Origin of the sequence: Streptomyces sp. NBC_00459, from assembly GCF_036013955.1 — a bacterium.
Lineage (GTDB): Bacteria > Actinomycetota > Actinomycetes > Streptomycetales > Streptomycetaceae > Streptomyces.
On sequence record NZ_CP107903.1, the window covers coordinates 5,348,957 to 5,364,876 of the forward strand.

At 70.0% G+C, this 15,920-nt stretch carries 18 protein-coding genes; 7 read left to right on the forward strand and 11 right to left on the reverse strand.

Annotated features, from left to right (window positions below; all coding sequences use genetic code 11):
• Window positions 1-135: 135 nt before the first annotated feature.
• Window positions 136-474, forward strand: a complete 339-nt coding sequence (locus OHN74_RS23560) for a DUF2516 family protein (RefSeq protein ID WP_327696543.1) — start codon at window positions 136-138, stop codon at window positions 472-474.
• A gap of 82 nt (window positions 475-556) precedes the next feature.
• Here OHN74_RS23560 and OHN74_RS23565 read toward each other — a convergent pair whose 3' ends face one another.
• The 3 genes from OHN74_RS23565 to OHN74_RS23575 form a co-directional block, all read right to left on the reverse strand.
• Window positions 557-1,978, reverse strand: coding sequence for a PP2C family protein-serine/threonine phosphatase (locus OHN74_RS23565; protein ID WP_327696544.1), 1,422 nt, complete (start codon window positions 1,976-1,978; stop codon window positions 557-559).
• Between the two features lie 324 nt (window positions 1,979-2,302).
• A complete protein-coding gene (locus OHN74_RS23570) occupies window positions 2,303-3,382 on the reverse strand; it encodes a C40 family peptidase (protein ID WP_327696545.1) in 1,080 nt (359 codons plus the stop codon).
• Window positions 3,383-3,721: 339 nt separating this feature from the next.
• A complete protein-coding gene (locus tag OHN74_RS23575; protein ID WP_327696546.1) occupies window positions 3,722-4,543 on the reverse strand; it encodes a class I SAM-dependent methyltransferase in 822 nt (273 codons plus the stop codon).
• Between the two features lie 167 nt (window positions 4,544-4,710).
• Here OHN74_RS23575 and mshA point away from each other — a divergent pair, with 167 nt between their 5' ends.
• Window positions 4,711-6,015 (forward strand): D-inositol-3-phosphate glycosyltransferase, encoded by a 1,305-nt coding sequence (gene mshA / locus OHN74_RS23580; protein WP_443060433.1) that lies wholly within the window; start codon window positions 4,711-4,713, stop codon window positions 6,013-6,015.
• Window positions 6,008-6,499, forward strand: coding sequence for a YbjN domain-containing protein (locus tag OHN74_RS23585; protein ID WP_327696547.1), 492 nt, complete (start codon window positions 6,008-6,010; stop codon window positions 6,497-6,499). The genes mshA and OHN74_RS23585 overlap by 8 nt, the downstream gene beginning before the upstream one ends.
• Here the strand turns inward: OHN74_RS23585 and OHN74_RS23590 are convergent.
• On the reverse strand, window positions 6,489-7,301 hold the full coding sequence (locus OHN74_RS23590) for a helix-turn-helix transcriptional regulator (RefSeq protein WP_327696548.1): 813 nt from the start codon (window positions 7,299-7,301) through the stop codon (window positions 6,489-6,491). The two genes, OHN74_RS23585 and OHN74_RS23590, sit on opposite strands and share 11 nt — an antisense overlap.
• A gap of 49 nt (window positions 7,302-7,350) precedes the next feature.
• On the opposite strand from OHN74_RS23590, the gene OHN74_RS23595 reads away from it, so the two are divergent.
• Window positions 7,351-7,794 (forward strand): DUF2000 domain-containing protein, encoded by a 444-nt coding sequence (locus OHN74_RS23595; RefSeq protein ID WP_327696549.1) that lies wholly within the window; start codon window positions 7,351-7,353, stop codon window positions 7,792-7,794.
• A gap of 608 nt (window positions 7,795-8,402) precedes the next feature.
• Here the strand turns inward: OHN74_RS23595 and OHN74_RS23600 are convergent.
• Both OHN74_RS23600 and OHN74_RS23605 read right to left on the reverse strand, forming a co-directional pair.
• Window positions 8,403-8,603: a hypothetical protein gene (locus tag OHN74_RS23600; protein WP_327696550.1), complete on the reverse strand. Its 201-nt coding sequence runs from the start codon at window positions 8,601-8,603 to the stop codon at window positions 8,403-8,405.
• Window positions 8,600-9,049, reverse strand: a complete 450-nt coding sequence (locus OHN74_RS23605) for a hypothetical protein (protein WP_327696551.1) — start codon at window positions 9,047-9,049, stop codon at window positions 8,600-8,602. Before OHN74_RS23605 ends, OHN74_RS23600 begins: the two co-directional genes overlap by 4 nt.
• A gap of 155 nt (window positions 9,050-9,204) precedes the next feature.
• Here OHN74_RS23605 and OHN74_RS23610 point away from each other — a divergent pair, with 155 nt between their 5' ends.
• Window positions 9,205-9,477: a winged helix-turn-helix domain-containing protein gene (locus OHN74_RS23610; RefSeq protein ID WP_327696552.1), complete on the forward strand. Its 273-nt coding sequence runs from the start codon at window positions 9,205-9,207 to the stop codon at window positions 9,475-9,477.
• Between the two features lie 50 nt (window positions 9,478-9,527).
• On the opposite strand, the gene OHN74_RS23615 is transcribed toward OHN74_RS23610, so the two are convergent.
• The gene (locus OHN74_RS23615; RefSeq protein WP_327696553.1) at window positions 9,528-10,805 is read right to left on the reverse strand and encodes an MDR family MFS transporter; all 1,278 of its coding nucleotides are present in this window, start codon (window positions 10,803-10,805) and stop codon (window positions 9,528-9,530) included.
• 162 nt (window positions 10,806-10,967) lie between these two features.
• On the opposite strand from OHN74_RS23615, the gene OHN74_RS23620 reads away from it, so the two are divergent.
• Both OHN74_RS23620 and OHN74_RS23625 read left to right on the forward strand, forming a co-directional pair.
• Window positions 10,968-11,729, forward strand: coding sequence for a phosphoglyceromutase (locus tag OHN74_RS23620; RefSeq protein ID WP_164415218.1), 762 nt, complete (start codon window positions 10,968-10,970; stop codon window positions 11,727-11,729).
• 187 nt (window positions 11,730-11,916) lie between these two features.
• Window positions 11,917-12,723, forward strand: coding sequence for a hypothetical protein (locus OHN74_RS23625; RefSeq protein ID WP_327696554.1), 807 nt, complete (start codon window positions 11,917-11,919; stop codon window positions 12,721-12,723).
• A 100-nt stretch (window positions 12,724-12,823) separates the two neighbouring features.
• Here OHN74_RS23625 and OHN74_RS23630 read toward each other — a convergent pair whose 3' ends face one another.
• The 4 genes from OHN74_RS23630 to phoU form a co-directional block, all read right to left on the reverse strand.
• Window positions 12,824-13,072 (reverse strand): SCO4226 family nickel-binding protein, encoded by a 249-nt coding sequence (locus tag OHN74_RS23630; RefSeq protein ID WP_327696555.1) that lies wholly within the window; start codon window positions 13,070-13,072, stop codon window positions 12,824-12,826.
• Window positions 13,073-13,285: 213 nt separating this feature from the next.
• The gene (locus OHN74_RS23635; protein ID WP_327696556.1) at window positions 13,286-14,422 is read right to left on the reverse strand and encodes a sugar ABC transporter substrate-binding protein; all 1,137 of its coding nucleotides are present in this window, start codon (window positions 14,420-14,422) and stop codon (window positions 13,286-13,288) included.
• A 301-nt stretch (window positions 14,423-14,723) separates the two neighbouring features.
• Window positions 14,724-14,876: a hypothetical protein gene (locus OHN74_RS23640; RefSeq protein ID WP_189145191.1), complete on the reverse strand. Its 153-nt coding sequence runs from the start codon at window positions 14,874-14,876 to the stop codon at window positions 14,724-14,726.
• A gap of 154 nt (window positions 14,877-15,030) precedes the next feature.
• Window positions 15,031-15,720 (reverse strand): phosphate signaling complex protein PhoU, encoded by a 690-nt coding sequence (gene phoU, locus OHN74_RS23645; RefSeq protein WP_327696557.1) that lies wholly within the window; start codon window positions 15,718-15,720, stop codon window positions 15,031-15,033.
• Window positions 15,721-15,920: the final 200 nt, after the last annotated feature.

A 15,920-nucleotide genomic window follows, 5' to 3' on the forward strand; every position in this document is an offset into this window, starting at 1 on the left:
GGTGAAACAGCGTGTACGAGGACGGGCCGGGCACTCCATGAGTGCCCGGCCCGTTTGGCGGGTAGCGGGTTCCAGGTTGCGGGTACGGTGACCGCACATACGAACTGACCGAGCTTGGTGGTGGACGTTGTGCTGATGCAGGGGTTCGCGGGGTTCATGTGGCTGTTGAGCGTGGCCCTGATCATTTTCAGTGGCTTCGCTCTGATCGACGCCGCGGTGCGCCGCGAGGACGCCTATCGGGCGGCGGACAAGAAGACCAAGCCGTTCTGGCTGGTCATCCTCGGGCTCGCCTTCGTGGTGAACCTGATCTTCAACATCCTGTCGTTCCTGCCGATCATCGGCCTGGTCGCGACGATCGTGTACATGGTCGACGTACGACCGGCCCTGCGCGGTCTCCCGGGTGGCGGGCGCAGTCGCAGGGGCGGCGGCTCCAGCAGTGACGGGCCGTACGGGCCGTACAACGGCGGTCGCTGACCCGCCCCCGTCCCACGATCGACCGGCCCACGATCGGCCGGCCCCACGATCGGCCCACCGCGGGATCGCCCTCCGGAGCGGCCTACGCCTGGCGGTCCAGCAGCAGGACCGCCAGGTCGTCCGTCAGCTCCCCGCCGTTCAGTTCGCGGACCTCGCTCACGGCCGCCCGCAGCAGGTTCTCGCCGCGCAGGCCCTGGGCGAGCTGGCGGCGGATCATCGCCACCATGCCGTCCTGGCCGAGCCGTTCCCGGCCCGCGCCGACATGGCCCTCGATCAGACCGTCCGTGTAGAGCATCAGCGTCCACTCGGCCCCCAGCTGCACCTGCGTACGAGGCCAGCGGGCCCCCGGCAGCAGTCCCAGCGCCGGGCCGTTGTTGTCGTGGGGCAGCAGTTCCGCCACGGCGCCGGGCCCGGAGGGTGCGGGCGTCGGGCGGACCAGCAGCGGAGCCGGGTGGCCGGCCAGGCACAGGCCGGCGCTGCGGCCGTCCGGCGAGATGTCGACCGTGCAGAGCGTCGCGAAGATCTCGTCGTTCTCGCGTTCGTGCTCCAGGACCTGCTGGAGCGTGCCCAGCAGCGCGTCGCCGCACAGGCCCGCCAGTGTCAGCGCACGCCATGCGATGCGCAGCTCCACACCGAGCGCCGCCTCGTCGGGGCCGTGCCCGCACACGTCGCCGATCATCGCGTGGACCGTGCCGTCGGGCGTACGGACCGTGTCGTAGAAGTCGCCGCCGAGCAGGGCGCGGGAGCGGCCGGGACGGTAGCGGGCGGCGAAGCGCAGCGAGGAGCCGTCGAGGAGCGGGGTGGGGAGCAGACCGCGTTCCAGGCGGGCGTTCTCCTGGGCTCGCAGCCGGGACTCGGTGAGCCGGCGTTCGGCCCTGTCGGAGCGTTTTCTCTCCACCGCGTAGCGGATCGCGCGGCTCAGCAGCCGGCCGTCCAGCTCGTCGCGGAAGAGGTAGTCCTGGGCGCCGACGCGTACCGCCTCCGTACCCCGCTCGGCGTCGCCGGAGGCGGTGAGCGCGAGGACGGCGTGCCGGGGCGCGAGCCGCAGTACGTGTTTCAGCACCGCCAGCTCGTCGTCGTTGCCGTCGTCGGTGTTCGGGGGCGTCGGGGGCGCGGGCAGGGCGAGGTCCAGCAGGATGCAGTGGACGTCGTCGGTGAGCAGTCGCTCGGCCTCGGTGAGGTTGCGTGCCGTACGGACGCGGATCGGCTTGCCCGACGCGTCGAGCAGCTCGGGCACGACGGGCGAGCCGCCCGGGTCGTCCTGGATCAGCAGGAGGGTCAGATGTGTGCCGGGGGCGGTGAAGGATGCTGCGGCCTTGGCGGCGGCGTCAGCGGCGTCGGAGGCGTCCGTGCCGGTCGTCGTCTGCTTGCGCGGGGCCGATTCACCGGAGGGGGTGCCCGGGCCGGGGGTGCCGGTGGAGGCCGCTCCGGGCATGGCAGGGGCCGGCGCCTGATCGGTCTCCAGGGCCGGGATCGCTCTCTGCCGCGGTACGGGTACGGGCATCGTCGTGGGTTCCTTCCCTCCCCCCGAGGGCACGATGGGCGAGGGGTCTCGATCCACCGACCGGGACCATAGCGGTTGACAGGCCCGCAACGGAATGGTTGGCGGCGCGTCCGCGCGGTGGCGCCGGTGTCATATGCCGTGCTCCGTAACGCACTTGGGTGCGGGGTTGCCCGCCCGGGGATGACGAAAGTCACGTCCACCAGAGGGTTGGGCGGTGCTGGTGGGTGCGGTGGGTCACGTGGGACGGGTCACCTACGGCGCGGGATGTTCCGTACCGAGGGAAAAGTTCTCTATGTGCCGAATTGACCGAAGTGGCCGCCCGGTTCACGCACCCGGCCGGACCACCCCGAGTATCTTCATCGACCCCGCCCCCGCGATCGTCACCGTCCGTCCGGGCCGCGGGGCGTGCACCATCTTGCCGTCGCCCACGTACATCGCGATGTGACTCGCGTCGTCGAAGTAGACGATCAGGTCGCCGGGACGCATGTCCGCGATGTCGATGTGCGGAAGCTGTTCCCACTGCTGCTGCGAGGTGCGCGGGATGGTGACCCCGGCCGCAGCCCAGGCCGCCGAGGTCAGGCCCGAGCAGTCGAACGTGCCGGGACCCTCGGCGCCCCACTCGTACGCCTTGCCCAGCTGTGCCGTCGCGTACTCCACGGCCCTCTCGCCCTGTGCCGTCGTGCTGCCGTCGCTGTCGTCGAGGACGCCGGAGTCGAGCCAGGACGTCTGCGCCTTGGCGGCGGCCTCCCGCTCCAGCTCCGCGAGGCGTTCCTTCTCCTCCTTCTGGAGCTGGGACTCCAGGTCCTCGGCCGCCGCGATCTGCTGCTCGATCTTCTTCTGGGCGGCGGCCCTGGCCTTCCGGCTCGCCTCCAGCTTCGTCCACTGGGCCGAGGCGTCCTTCGCGTACAGCTCCAAGTCCTGCTGGGTGCGCGTCATTTCGGCGAACAGGCCCTTGGTCGCCTTCTCGCCCTGCCGGATCCGGCTGACCCCCTCCAGCCACGCCTGTGGATCGTCGCTGAGCCACAGTCGCGCCGTCGGCGGCAGGCCCCCCGAGCGGTACTGGGCGCGGGCTGCGGCGCCCGCGCGGTCCTTCAACTCGGCCAGCCGCTCCTGCCCCTTGACGATCTCCCGGGCCAGCTCGACGATCTCGTCGGACTGCCGCTCGGCCTCCTCCTCCGCCGCGTTGTAGGCGTCCGTGGCGACCGCGGCGTCGTGGTAGAGCTTCTCCAGCCTCTTGTGTACGGCTTCCAGGTCCTTGTTCGGTGGCAGGGTCACGCTCGGCGTCGGTGTGGGTGTCGGTGTCGGCGCGGGGCTCGCGTACGCGCCGCCCGCGCCGCCCAGGACGGTGACCGCGCAGACCAGTCCCACGGCTGTCGCGACCAGGCTCCGCTTGCCGGCTCCCATTCCCCGTACCCCCGTACCTTTTCGCCCATTTGATTAACCGTCAGTAACTTACGGCGCTCGGGGGATCGTGCCATGTCACCGCAAAAAGCAACAGGCATCCCGCAAGTTGCCTGCCCTTCCCCCGGCCCCCGCATGTGTGACGAACGGCGCGGGGAGATCGTTGCCCGTGAATCGTGAGCAATGTGAGGCGCCTGAAAAGCCGGAAAGTCCAGCAAACCGACAGCAACCGGGCGGTAATCCGGCGGTGGTTCGGCAGTGGCCCGGCGGGATTCGGTGAGATTCGACGGGAATCCGGCAGGCCGGTGACCGGACAGGCCGGTGATCCGGCCATCCGGTGGCTCAGTGCCGAGGCGCCAACGCCCCCCACGACACGGTCACTTCACCCTGCCGCCACCGCACCGGCCCGTCCGTCACGGGCCAGTCGGCCGTCAGGTCCCGTACCGCACGGATCCAGCGCTGGCGGGCCCCGTACGAGGCGTAGGGTGCCGCGCCCGCCCAGGCCCGGTCGAAGTCGCGCAGGAAGGCGTGCACCGGTTCGCCGGGGACGTTGCGGTGGATGAGGGCCTTCGGTAGGCGCTCGGCGAGGTCGGAGGGGCGGTCCAGGGAGCCGAGCCGCGCCGCGAAGGTGACCGTGCGCGGCCCCTCGGGCCCGAGGGCGACCCACACGTGCCGCCGCCCGATCTCGTCGCACGTCCCCTCGACGAGCAGCCCGCCCCCGAAACCGCCCGCGGCCGGTGCGAGCCGGGCGCACAGCCGCGCCCAGACCCCGGCGACCTCGGCCTCGTCGTACTGCCGCAGCACGTTCGCCGCGCGGATCAGCTCCGGCCGCTCCGGCAACGGGATCTCGAAGCCGCCGTGCCGGAAGGCGAGCCCTTCGCGCTCGTACGGTTTCGCCGCCGCGACCCGGGCAGGCTCGATCTCGACACCCACCACGCGCGCGCGTGGCGCCACGGTACGCAGCCGCGCGAGTAGTTCGACGGCCGTCCAGGGTGCGGCGCCGTACCCGAGGTCGACCGCGACGGGGGAGGGGGCCCGGCGCAGGGCGGCGCCGTGCGTGGCCGCGATCCAGCGGTCCATACGGCGCAGCCGGTTGGGGTTGGTCGTCCCGCGCGTCACCGTTCCCAGGGGGTGGGAGCGGGTCGATGTGCGGGGAACAGCCATGGGTACGAGGGTAAGGGGCAGCGCCGTATCGAACGGTTGAGCGGAAAAGAGTAATGATTGGGCAAAGAGGAAATGGGCCGCCCACTCGTGGCGTTGACCCTTCGGAGCTGTGCGAAGAGCGAACCGCGAGCAGCCGCGAAGTCGGGGCCGAGAAGGAGGAACGCCACGTGAGCCAGTACATCGGCCTGCTGGGCCGCCGCCGCAGGCCCCGCCGGGTGGCCATGCTCTCGGTGCACACCTCCCCGCTCCACCAGCCCGGCACGGGCGACGCCGGCGGAATGAACGTCTACATCGTCGAGCTCGCGCAGCGCCTCGCCGCGATCAACATCGAGGTCGAGATATTCACCCGGGCCACCACGGCCGCCCTCCCCCCGGCCGTCGAGCTGGCCCCCGGCGTACTCGTGCGCCACATCGACGCGGGCCCCTACGAAGGCCTCCCCAAGGAGGACCTGCCGGCCCAGCTGTGCGCCTTCACGCACGGCGTCATGCAGGCCTGGGCCGGCCACCGCCCCGGCCACTACGACCTCGTGCACTCGCACTACTGGCTCTCCGGCCATGTCGGCTGGCTCGCCGCCCAGCGCTGGGGCACCCCGCTGGTGCACGCCATGCACACCATGGCCAAGGTCAAGAACGCCGCCCTGGCCACCGGCGACAGCCCCGAGCCCGCCGCCCGCGTGATCGGCGAGATGCAGGTCGTGGCCGCCGCCGACCGCCTCATCGCCAACACGGCCGAAGAGGCCGACGAACTCGTACGGCACTACGACGCCGACCCCCGCAGGGTCGCCGTGGTCCACCCGGGCGTCAACCTCGACCGCTTCTCCCCGGCCGACGGCCGCGCCGCCGCCCGCGCCCGCCTGGGCCTTCCGCAGCACGCACTGATCCCCCTCTTCGCGGGCCGCATCCAGCCCCTGAAGGCCCCCGACGTGCTGCTCCGCGCGGTCGCCGTCCTCCTGGACGAGCGCCCCGAGCTGCGCGCCAACATCGTCGTCCCGATAGTCGGCGGCCCCAGCGGCAGCGGCCTTGCCAAGCCGGAGGGCCTGCAGAAGCTCGCCGCCCGCCTGGGCATCGCGGACGTCGTACGCTTCCGCCCGCCGGTCGACCAGGAGCAGCTGGCGGACTGGTTCCGGGCGGCATCCGTCCTCGTCATGCCGTCCTACAGCGAATCGTTCGGCCTGGTCGCCATAGAGGCCCAGGCGGCGGGCACACCGGTGCTGGCGGCAGCGGTGGGCGGCCTCCCGGTGGCGGTCGCCGACGGGCGTACGGGATTCCTCGTGAAGGGCCACGATCCCGCCGCCTACGCGCGCGTGCTGCGCGATTTCGCCGACAACGAGACCCTCACCGCCCGGATGGGCGCGTCGGCGGCCCGGCACGCCCAGCGCTTCGGCTGGGACGCCTCGGCCGCCGCCACGGGGGACGTCTACATGGCCGCGATGCAGGCCCACAGGCGTCGCGTACGCTCGCTGCATGGCTGATTCGGCGTCGATCATCGAGCAGGTCCTCACCGAGGCCGACCTGGACTGGGAGAGCCCGAAGCCCGGCAACTACGTCGTAAAATTGCCCGGGACCCGCAAACTCTCGACGACGGTCTCGCTCCTCGTGGGCAGGCACTCCCTCTCACTGAACGCGTTCGTGATCCGCCACCCCGACGAGAACGAGGCGGGCGTCCACCGCTGGCTCCTGGAGCGCAACCTCAAGCTGTACGGCGTGAGTTACGCGGTGGACCGCCTGGGCGACGTCTATGTGACGTCCAAGCTGCCCCTGTCCGCGATCACCCCCGAGGAGATCGACCGTCTCCTCGGCTCGGTCCTGGAGGCGGCCGACGGCGGCTTCAACACCCTTCTGGAGCTGGGGTTCGCGTCGGCGATCCGCAAGGAGTACGCCTGGCGGGTGTCCCGGGGAGAGTCGACCCGCAACCTTGACGCCTTCGCCCACCTGACCCAGCGGCCTACGGACTGAATCCTCGGCCGAGCCGGTAGCGCCCGGGCGGCACGCCCACCAACTTCCTGAAGTGGCGCGTGAGATGGGCCTGGTCGTAGAACCCGGTGGCCGTCGCGACCTCGCCGACAGGCAGCCCGTCGAGGAGCAGCCGCCGGGCCCGGTCGACACGACGCGCCGTCAGATACCGGTGCGGCGGCATCCCGAAGGCCGCGCTGAACGCCCGTACGAGATGCGCGGGATGGGCGTGCACGAGCCGCGCGGCCTCGTCGAGCGTGATCCCGTCCACGAGTCGCTCGTCGAGCAGCGCCCGCAACCGCCGGGCGAGCGGCGGATCGACGCGCGCGGGACGGGGCCGGGGTACGTCCGTCGCCCGCAACCGCGTACGCAGCCGCTCCGCGACGAGCGCCAGCCGGCTCGCCGCCTCGAACTCCTCCCCGGCCCGCACGAGCGCACCGTGCAACTGCCCGACGCGCAGGCGCAGCAGGGGGTCGCGCAGATCGGGCCGGTCGACGGCGGCCCCGATCAACTCCTCGCCCAGATGGGTGGAGTCGAGATAGAGGACCCGTTTGCGGAACCCGTCCGGCGTCGCGGGCGACCCGTTGTGCGGCACATGCGGCGGCAGCAGGGTCACGGTGTCGTGCGGGGTGCCCCGCTCGTGCCGGTCCAGGTCGTACCGTACGGCGCCGTCGTCGACGATGAGCAGCGTCCAGGTGTCGTGTACGTGCATGGGGTAGGCGTACTCGGTGAAGTGGGCGTGGAAGACCTCGACGACGCCGGTCACGGCCGGGCGCCAGGCGGAGACTTCCTGCCGGGTGGCCATGCAAAGAACGTACAAGACGGGATCGTACGAGGCTCGGCAGTCTCGAAGCATGAGCACCGAGAGCCCGACGGGCACCACCCCGATCCGCTTCGACACGAAGATCGCCGTCCTGCTGCGCGAGGACCTGGAACCCTGGCAGCGCCTGAACGTGACCGCGTTCCTGGTCAGCGGCCTGGGGACGACGATCCCCGAGGTGATCGGCGAGCCGTACGAGGACGCGGACGGCACGCCGTACCTCCCGATGTTTCGGCAGCCGGTCCTCGTCTTCGAGGCCACGAAGGAGACGCTGAAGGCGGCGCACGGACGAGCGGTGTCCCGCGCCCTGCCGTGCTCCGTCTTCACGTCCGACCTCTTCGGCACGGGCAACGACCGGGACAACCGGGCGGCCGTACGGGCCGTGGGGTCGGGGGAGCTGGATGTGGTGGGGGTGGCGGTGTACGGGCCGAAGAACGCGGTGGACAAGGTGGTGAAGGGGGCGCGGATGCATCCGTGAGCGCGGCGTGCTGCCCCTTGTCTGTGGCTGTGGGGGCTGCTGACGAGGGGGAGGTGGCGGGTTTCTCGATGGCAGAGAAGCCGATTTTTCCATCGGAAACCATCTGCCGCATGCGTTGCACCGCGGCGGCACGTCGACGCCGATCGGCGATCTCCCGGAGCGCCGCGTTCACCGTGCCCACTACGGTGAGTCGGTCAACTCCGCAGGATCTGAAGGGAGTTCATAGGCGGACCTCCTTCGCTGGGACCGGAGACGGCCGGTGGCAGGAGCACGTGCACACCAGGTAACGCACGCCGGGGACACCGCTGTCGCGGGGCTCGAAATCCCGGCAACGGGGATGCTGACCGAGAGTGCACCGGGGCGACCGGTACGGGGGTTCCGGCGCCCAGGCCGGCTCGGGGGCGTGGGTCACTCGGCAGTCCCCCTGCCGGTGTTGGCCGTGCGGTGGGGCGGGACCACGTTCCATGTGCGGCCCCAGGGGTCGCGGTGGTCCCCGCCGTGCTCCAGGGGGAGGACGCACGCGCCCAACTCGCTGAGAATGGGGGCATGTTGGAGCAGGGAGGCGCGGGCAGTCCCGCACCGGTCCGTGTGCGTAGTCGGCGGCGCGGTCATCGGGACCCCTCGGCGTAGGCGAGGCGGTAGGCCGCCCACAGCTCCCGCCCGCTCGCGCAACCGTCCTGTGCCTTGCGGACGTTCTTGCACTCGGCGCATTTACGCGTGTGCTCGAACCACAGCCGATAGGCGCGCGGCATGGGCAACTCGGCCTGCCGCACGGCCGCCCCGACCTTGGCACCGCCCGTGCCGGTCATCGGACGTCACCCCCGACCGGGACGGCGTGGATGTTGCGCCGGTCGAGGTCGAGGCGGAAGTGAGCCGCCAGTACGAGGACGCGCCGCCGCCTCCAGCGCAGGGCGCGTTCCCGGGCCGTCCAGCAGGGCCGTACGTGGGTTGTACGGGGCGACTTGGCCGCCTCGGGGGCCCAGCACCCGGTGAGAGCGGGCAGGTACGGCCGCGACAGACGGGACGCGGAACCGTCCAGTGCTCCCTGGTCGGTGCTGTACGGAGACGGGCGTTGGGCCGGGACTCGTGCTGCTGTCGGGCGGGCGTGATCCATTGCGTCTGTGCTGGTTACGGCGATTCGAGTTGCCGTCGGTGTCTTCCGGCGGGTGCCGGTCGCGGGCAACAGGCGGGTGAGTCCCCAGAGAACCAGGGTCACCAGGAGCCAGTGCAGCGCGGTGGCGCTACGCTCGGCCATGTTCATCAACTCCTACTCAGTTGGTGGGCCATGCCCCCGGACCGGTCGCACGGTCGCGGGGGTCTTCTCTAGATGTACCACGGTACGCCACGGTCGCCATTGGTGCACCATGGGCTGGCAAGGCGGATCCCGGTGCACCAGGCAAAGCTGAAGGTATGGCCGAGTACGAGTGGCAGCGGATTGCACGCACCGTTGAAGAAGAGATCAGGTCGGGACGCATCCCGCCGGGCGGAGCGCTGTCCAGCATCACGCGGATGGCGGAGACCTACGGCGTTGCCGACAGGACCATCCGGCGTGCGCTACGGGACCTTCGTGAGCGTGGGCTGATCGAGACGCTGCCGCACAAGGGGTCCTTCGTCGTCGACGTGTTGCCGCCTGTCGACCCGCCAGGGCGCGGCGATGCCAACGACGACCAACGCGGGCGGTAGGCGTGGCGCCAGGGTTCGCGGCGCGGCCTGCGTCTGCGGACCTTGGAAGGTCAGACGGCCTGTTCGCGCACGGTCTCGGACACCGAGGCCCCCGACGACGGGTCGGCCGGGACGGAGTCGTCGTCCTCCACCGTAACCCGCCCCATCAGCGCCCAGTACCCCACCCCCGCCACCGTCCCGACGACCGCGCACAGGCCCCACAGCCACTCCGCGCCGAAACGGTCGATGACGAAGCCGGACATCAGCGGGGCGACCAGGCCGGCCACCGACCAGGACATCGTGTACATGCCCTGATAGCGACCGCGCCCGTGCACCGGGGACAGCCGCACGACCAGCCCCGTCTGCGTCGGCGCGTTGACGATCTCGGCCAGGGTCCAGACGCAGACCGTGAGGACGACAGCGCCGACCGACCCGGCGAACGCGGTGAGCCCGAACCCGTACCCGGCGAGGAGCGACGAGGCCACGAGGAGGCGACGGGCGTCCAGGTGCTGGATGAAACGGGTCACCGGTATCTGCAACACGACGATCAGTACGCCGTTGACGGCGATGACCATCCCGAAGTCCGCCGGGGTGAACCCTGCCGCGCCCATCGCGATCGGCAGCCCGACCGAGCCCTGCTGGAAGATGAGCGCGACGAGGAAGGACAGCCCGACGACGCTCATGAAGCGCCCGTCGCGCAGCACGGTCCCGAGCCCGACGGAGGCCTCCGCCTGCTCCTTCTTCGTGGCCGCCACAGGCCGTGACTCGGGCAGCTTCAGGAAGATGACGACCGCGCAGGCCAGCGTCATACCGGCCTCCACGAGGAACCCGGCGACGTAACTGACCTCGGCGATGAAACCGGCGCCGGCGGAGGAGACGGCGAACCCGAGGTTGATGGCCCAGTAGTTCAGGGAGAACGCGCGGACGCGGTCCTCGGGCCGCACGATGTCCGCCATCATCGCCTGCACGGCCGGCCGTGAGGCATTGCTCGCCATGCCCACCAGGAAGGCGACACCGGCGATGGCGACCGGGTGGTGCACGAAGCCGAGCAGCGCGACGGAGAACGCCGTGGACGACTGGGCGATGAGAAGCGTGGGGCGCCGCCCGAGCCGGTCGGTCATGACCCCGCCGCCGATCGACGAGACGACCCCGCCGAGCCCGTGCAACGAGACGACCAGACCGGCGTACGAGGCGGAGTAGCCGCGGTCGAGGGTCAGATAGATCGCCATGAACGTGGCGACGAAGGCCCCGAGCCGGTTGACGAGGGTGCTGGTCCACAGCCACCAGAACTCGCGGGGCAGCCCGGAGACGGACTCTCGGGCAGCGCGTTTCAGCGCGGCGAGTGACACAGGTATCCCCCACGGATGTAAGCAGCTCGAACGGTGATGACAACTTACGAGCGGGTCGCGCGAGGGGACCACTCAATTAACAGATCCCGTCAACCGTTCGCCGGTTGTCCGGCTGCCGGGCGGCCGAGCAACGGATCGGGACGTTCTATTACGCTCGGGGGCATGGCCGACGCACCGTACAAGCTGATCCTCCTCCGCCACGGCGAGAGCGAATGGAACGCGAAGAACCTGTTCACCGGTTGGGTGGACGTCAACCTCACCGACAAGGGCGAGAAGGAGGCGGTCCGCGGCGGTGAGCTGCTCAAGGACGCCGGCCTGCTCCCCGACGTGCTCCACACCTCCCTACAGAGGCGCGCGATCCGCACGGCCCAGCTGGCCCTCGAGTCCGCGGACCGCCACTGGATCCCCGTCCACCGCAGCTGGCGCCTGAACGAGCGCCACTACGGCGCCCTCCAGGGCAAGGACAAGGCCCAGACACTCGCCGAGTTCGGCGAGGAGCAGTTCATGCTCTGGCGCCGCTCGTACGACACCCCGCCCCCGCCCCTTGAGGACGGCACGGAGTTCTCCCAGTCGGACGACCCGCGCTACGCGACGATCCCGCCGGAGCTGCGCCCCCGCACGGAGTGCCTGAAGGATGTCGTCGACCGCATGCTCCCGTACTGGTACGACGGCATCGTCCCCGACCTCCTCACCGGCCGTACGGTCCTGGTCGCGGCCCACGGCAACAGCCTCCGCGGCCTGGTCAAGCACCTGGACGGCATCTCCGACGAGGCGATCTCCGGCCTGAACATCCCGACGGGCATCCCCCTCGCCTACGAACTGGACGCCGACTTCAAGCCGGTGAAGCCGGGCGGCACCTACCTCGACCCGGACGCGGCAGCGGCGGCGATCGAGGCGGTCAAGAACCAGGGCAAGAAGAAGTAGCTTTCACGGCAGTCTTCACGACAACTTTCGCGATCGTGCCCCCGACCTGCGCTCATGGCGCGGAGCGGGGGCATTTTCGCGACCGGGCCCTCTGACGGACCCTCAGCGCACAACCCCTCGGGCATCTCGTGTGTCTGACGCAGGTGAAGGCACCACCCGCCTCATCAACCCCAGGGGGAACCACACCATGCGCATACGCGCCACTGTCGCCACCGCTACCGCCGCTGCCCTCAGCGCCGCTCTGGCCGTCGCCGCTCTCGCCGCTCCGGCAGCCGGGGCCGACCAGGACGACTCGGCCACGACGTTCTCGAACATCGATGTCAACCACGACTGGCAGGACTACACCGTTGGCGTCGACGCCGCGACGAAGAGACTGATCCCGATCTCCGCGACGCTCAGCGACCCGTCCGGCATCAAGAGCGTGTCGATCGAGCTGAGGCGCGGAGACGACGCGGAGAAGCCCGAGGCGGTCATTACCGCGGGTGCCCACTGCCACAAGACCAACGAGATCACCTCCTGGTGCGAGGCCCTGCTGACGGCCAACCCGAAGGTCAACCTCCACAGCAACGCCCTCGCCGGTCTCTGGTACCTGAGCTTCGTGGCCACCGACGGCGAAGGCAACGTCACCCGCGGGGACGGCCTCACCGACCTCACATCCTTCGCCCGCGTCAAGCGCACGACCTACATGTCCCAGACCGACGCCGGCCCGGAGCCGGTGACCAAGGGCAAGAACCTCACGGTCAAGGCCCAGATGACCGTCGCCAGCTGGGAGACGAACAAGAACGTCCCCCTCGTCGGGCACCAGCTGCTGCTCCAGTACCGCAAGGGCACGAGCGGCCCCTTCAAGACGCTGAAGAAGGTCAAGACCGACCGGAACGGCTGGGCCACGGCCACCGTGCAGGCGACCGCGGACGGCGCGTACCGCTACACCTTCGAGGGCACGAACCTCACCATGCCCGCGGCCGGCTGGACCGACTACGTCGACGTGAAGTAGGCCCGGACAGCTGATGTGACCGTCCCCTGCCCGCGACAATCGCAGGGCAGGGGACCTCTTCGTGCCCGCCCGCTCACCTGCTCACCTGCCGACCGCGTCCTCAGACCGTCAGCGGAACCGGGTGGACCTCATCGGCCTTGTGGCCGGCGCGCTCGTGGATGCGCTGGACAGCCTCCGCCGAGGGAGCCTCGGAGAGGCAGTAGACCGTGCCGGACCCGGGGTCCGCCCAGGCCTTCTCGAAGTGGACTCCCTCGTCCTTCTCGATGTCCAGGTCGGCCTGGTGGGCCTCGCGCAGCTGGTCGGCCGTGATGCCTTCCATGCCGTGGTGGACGTCCATGAACTGGGGCATGGCGCCGCACCTCCTATCCCTGATCCGGTCGCTCTTCCTGCTTCGTACGGTTCGCCTGCTCTCCATACTCTGCCCGTACCGCCGTCCCGGCGACCCAGCGAGCGGCCACCGCCCGCGGCGCCGGTCGTCCGGTACGGCGCGACAGGCCCCCGGAGCGATCGTGCTCCTCCGCCGGCCCAGTGCCCTGGAGGAGCAACTCGCCGCTCGTACGCGCTACTTGAGGCCGATCTCCGCGCAGTCCGCCGCGTACTCCGGGGTGCAGATGTCCTGGATGGTGTAGACGCCGTCCTGGATCACGGTGTCCTTGATGTTCTCCTTGGTGAGGGCCACCACCGGTACCAGCATCGACGGGATCTTCTTCTCCGTCGGGCTGTCGACGCTGTCGCGGGTCAGCGCGTCGAACTCGATCCCGCGGCCCTGGACCTTGGCCACCGCGATGGACGCGGCGTTGTTGGCCTCCAGGATGAACGACTTGTAGACGCTCATGTACTGCTCGCCCGAGACGATCCGCTGCACCGCCGCCAGGTCCGCGTCCTGCCCGGTCACCGGCGGGATCTTCGAGGCGCCCGCCTCCTTCAGCGCGTCGATGACCGCGCCGGCCATGCCGTCGTTCGCCGAGTAGACGGCGGCGATGTTGTTCAGCCCGACGGTCTTGATCGCCGCCTCCATGTGGGCCTTGGCGACCTCGGGCAGCCAGTCCTTGGTGTTGTACGACGCCGCGATCTGGACCTTGCCCTGGAGCTCGTTCATCGCGCCGGACTTGAACCGGCCCGTGTTCGGGTCCGTGACCGAGCCGTTGATCATGACGATCTTGCTGGTCGCGGCCTTCTCGGCGAGCGCCTCGACGATCGAACGGCCCTGCACCTCGCCGACGAGTTCGTTGTCGTGCGAGACGTACGCGTCGATCGGGCCCTCCGCGAGCCGGTCGTACGCGATGACCGGTATGTCCGCGTCCTTGGCCTTCTCGATCGCCGGCGCGATGGCCTTGGCGTCGATCGCGTCCACCACGAGGACGTCCACCTTCTCGGAGATCATCTCCTCGAGCTGCCGGCTCTGCTTGGCCTTGTCCGCCTCGGCGTTGGCGTAGAGGACCTTGCCCTTGCCGTTGGTGAGGGCGATGACCTGCTTCTTGAAGAGCGGGTAGTCGAACTTCTCGAAGCGCTTCGTCTCCTTGTCGGGCAGCAGGAGACCCACGGTGATGTCGTCGCCCTTCTTGGGCGCCGCGGATCCGCTGCTGCCACTGGCGCTGTCGATGACACCGCACGCGGCGAGCGAGAAGGCCGAGGCAGCGGCCGTCACCGCGATGGCGGTACGGCGCACGGCGGTCCGACGGGGGGTACGAGCGTTCACGGCAGGCGCCTTCCAGGCGGGGAACAGCATGAAGAACCCAGATACAGATACGGAAGCCAACGCGGCTGCAGCACGTGACGTCAAGAAGTGCTGGTTAACGAGATGGCAACAGGGTGCCTGTTGTGCATGGACAGCGCCTGAGCGTCAACTGATGTGAAGTGTATGCCCGTTCAACGACCGCCGAGGGCGTCCTGCACCGCTCCGAACAGGGCCGAACGACCCCGGCGTACACAAACCTCACACAAAAGGACCCCATCTCCACAACGGGAGACAGGGCCCTCAAGGCCTCGGTGGTACGCCGTCAACCACACTGACAGGGGTTGCCCGACTGGCAGCCGCACCCGCAGCCGGAGCCGCAGCCGCAGGCGCCGAACAGAGGCAGGTTCTTGATCTCGGCGGGCTGCTGCGTCTCGCGCGCCTGTGTCGGGTCGGGCGTGCTGGGGGTCTCGGCCATGGGGCCCTCCTGGAGCCTGGATCCTGGAGACAGATGCCTTCTCCCCATTGCATGCCCCTCCCGCCGGGCGCATCAACGGCGCACAGAGGCTCGCGGACACCTCGGCGGCGCGAGGACCGGCCCCGCGCGCCCCGCCGTGGAGCCGCCCGCAGGCCTACGCCCCCTCGACCCCGGTGGGCGGCTGCACGTCCGGCTGCAGGTCGTCCGCGTGCTCACCCGTCACCAGGAACACCACACGCTTGGCGACCGCTACCGCGTGGTCCGCGAAGCGCTCGTAGTAGCGGCCCAGCAGCGTCACGTCGACCGCCGTCTCGATGCCGTGCTTCCAGCGGTCCTCCATCAGGTGCCGGAAGAGCGTGCGGTGCAGCAGGTCCATCTCGTCGTCGTCCGTCTCCAGCTGCATCGCCAGGTCGACGTCCTTGGTGATGATGACCTCGGCCGCCTTCGCCATCAGACGCTGCGCGAGCTGACCCATCTCCAGGATCGTGGCGTGCAGGTCGCTCGGGACCGCGCGCTCCGGGAAACGCAGCCGGGCCAGCTTGGCGACGTGCTGGGCCAGGTCGCCCGAGCGCTCCAGGTCGGCGCTCATCCGCAGCGACGTGACGACGATCCGCAGATCGGTCGCCACCGGCTGCTGGCGGGCCAGCAGAGCTATGGCGCGGGCCTCCAGATCGTGCTGGAGCTCGTCTACCTTGTCGTCGGCCTCGATGACACTTTCGGCCAGTTTCAGGTCCGAGTCCAGGATCGCCGTCGTGGCACGCCCGATCGCCGACCCGACAAGTCGGGCCATCTCGACCAGACTATCGCCGATCGAGTCAAGTTCCTCGTGGTACGCGTCACGCATCAGGTGTCCCTCTCTTGACGTCCGTTCGGGGGCGAACAGCGGGCCCCGTGACCCCCACGCTCCCACGATCGGCCCCGCACGCGTCCTTTTCCGCCCCGACAAATGAACCAATACTGGCTCCAAGGTGAACTCTGGGCGACGAGTGTTCGAGGTCGCACTCTCTTGGCTGTGGCCAGGACGTATCCCATGCCTAACCTGGC

Excerpts from the sequence above, each read along its gene's own strand:
- OHN74_RS23600 (WP_327696550.1), bottom strand. The coding sequence starts at position 8,603 with ATGACCGGCACGGGCGGTGCCAAGGTCGGGGCGGCCGTGCGGCAGGCC.
- OHN74_RS23595 (WP_327696549.1), top strand. The coding sequence starts at position 7,351 with ATGAGCACCGAGAGCCCGACGGGCACCACCCCGATCCGCTTCGACACG.
- OHN74_RS23630 (WP_327696555.1), bottom strand. The coding sequence starts at position 13,072 with ATGCCCCAGTTCATGGACGTCCACCACGGCATGGAAGGCATCACGGCC.
- OHN74_RS23640 (WP_189145191.1), bottom strand. The coding sequence starts at position 14,876 with ATGGCCGAGACCCCCAGCACGCCCGACCCGACACAGGCGCGCGAGACG.
- OHN74_RS23560 (WP_327696543.1), top strand. The coding sequence starts at position 136 with ATGCAGGGGTTCGCGGGGTTCATGTGGCTGTTGAGCGTGGCCCTGATC.
- OHN74_RS23590 (WP_327696548.1), bottom strand. The coding sequence starts at position 7,301 with ATGGCCACCCGGCAGGAAGTCTCCGCCTGGCGCCCGGCCGTGACCGGC.
- OHN74_RS23585 (WP_327696547.1), top strand. The coding sequence starts at position 6,008 with ATGGCTGATTCGGCGTCGATCATCGAGCAGGTCCTCACCGAGGCCGAC.
- OHN74_RS23625 (WP_327696554.1), top strand. The coding sequence starts at position 11,917 with ATGCGCATACGCGCCACTGTCGCCACCGCTACCGCCGCTGCCCTCAGC.
- OHN74_RS23610 (WP_327696552.1), top strand. The coding sequence starts at position 9,205 with ATGGCCGAGTACGAGTGGCAGCGGATTGCACGCACCGTTGAAGAAGAG.
- phoU (WP_327696557.1), bottom strand. The coding sequence starts at position 15,720 with ATGCGTGACGCGTACCACGAGGAACTTGACTCGATCGGCGATAGTCTG.
- OHN74_RS23620 (WP_164415218.1), top strand. The coding sequence starts at position 10,968 with ATGGCCGACGCACCGTACAAGCTGATCCTCCTCCGCCACGGCGAGAGC.
- OHN74_RS23605 (WP_327696551.1), bottom strand. The coding sequence starts at position 9,049 with ATGGCCGAGCGTAGCGCCACCGCGCTGCACTGGCTCCTGGTGACCCTG.
- OHN74_RS23575 (WP_327696546.1), bottom strand. The coding sequence starts at position 4,543 with ATGGCTGTTCCCCGCACATCGACCCGCTCCCACCCCCTGGGAACGGTG.
- OHN74_RS23570 (WP_327696545.1), bottom strand. The coding sequence starts at position 3,382 with ATGGGAGCCGGCAAGCGGAGCCTGGTCGCGACAGCCGTGGGACTGGTC.
- OHN74_RS23565 (WP_327696544.1), bottom strand. The coding sequence starts at position 1,978 with ATGCCCGTACCCGTACCGCGGCAGAGAGCGATCCCGGCCCTGGAGACC.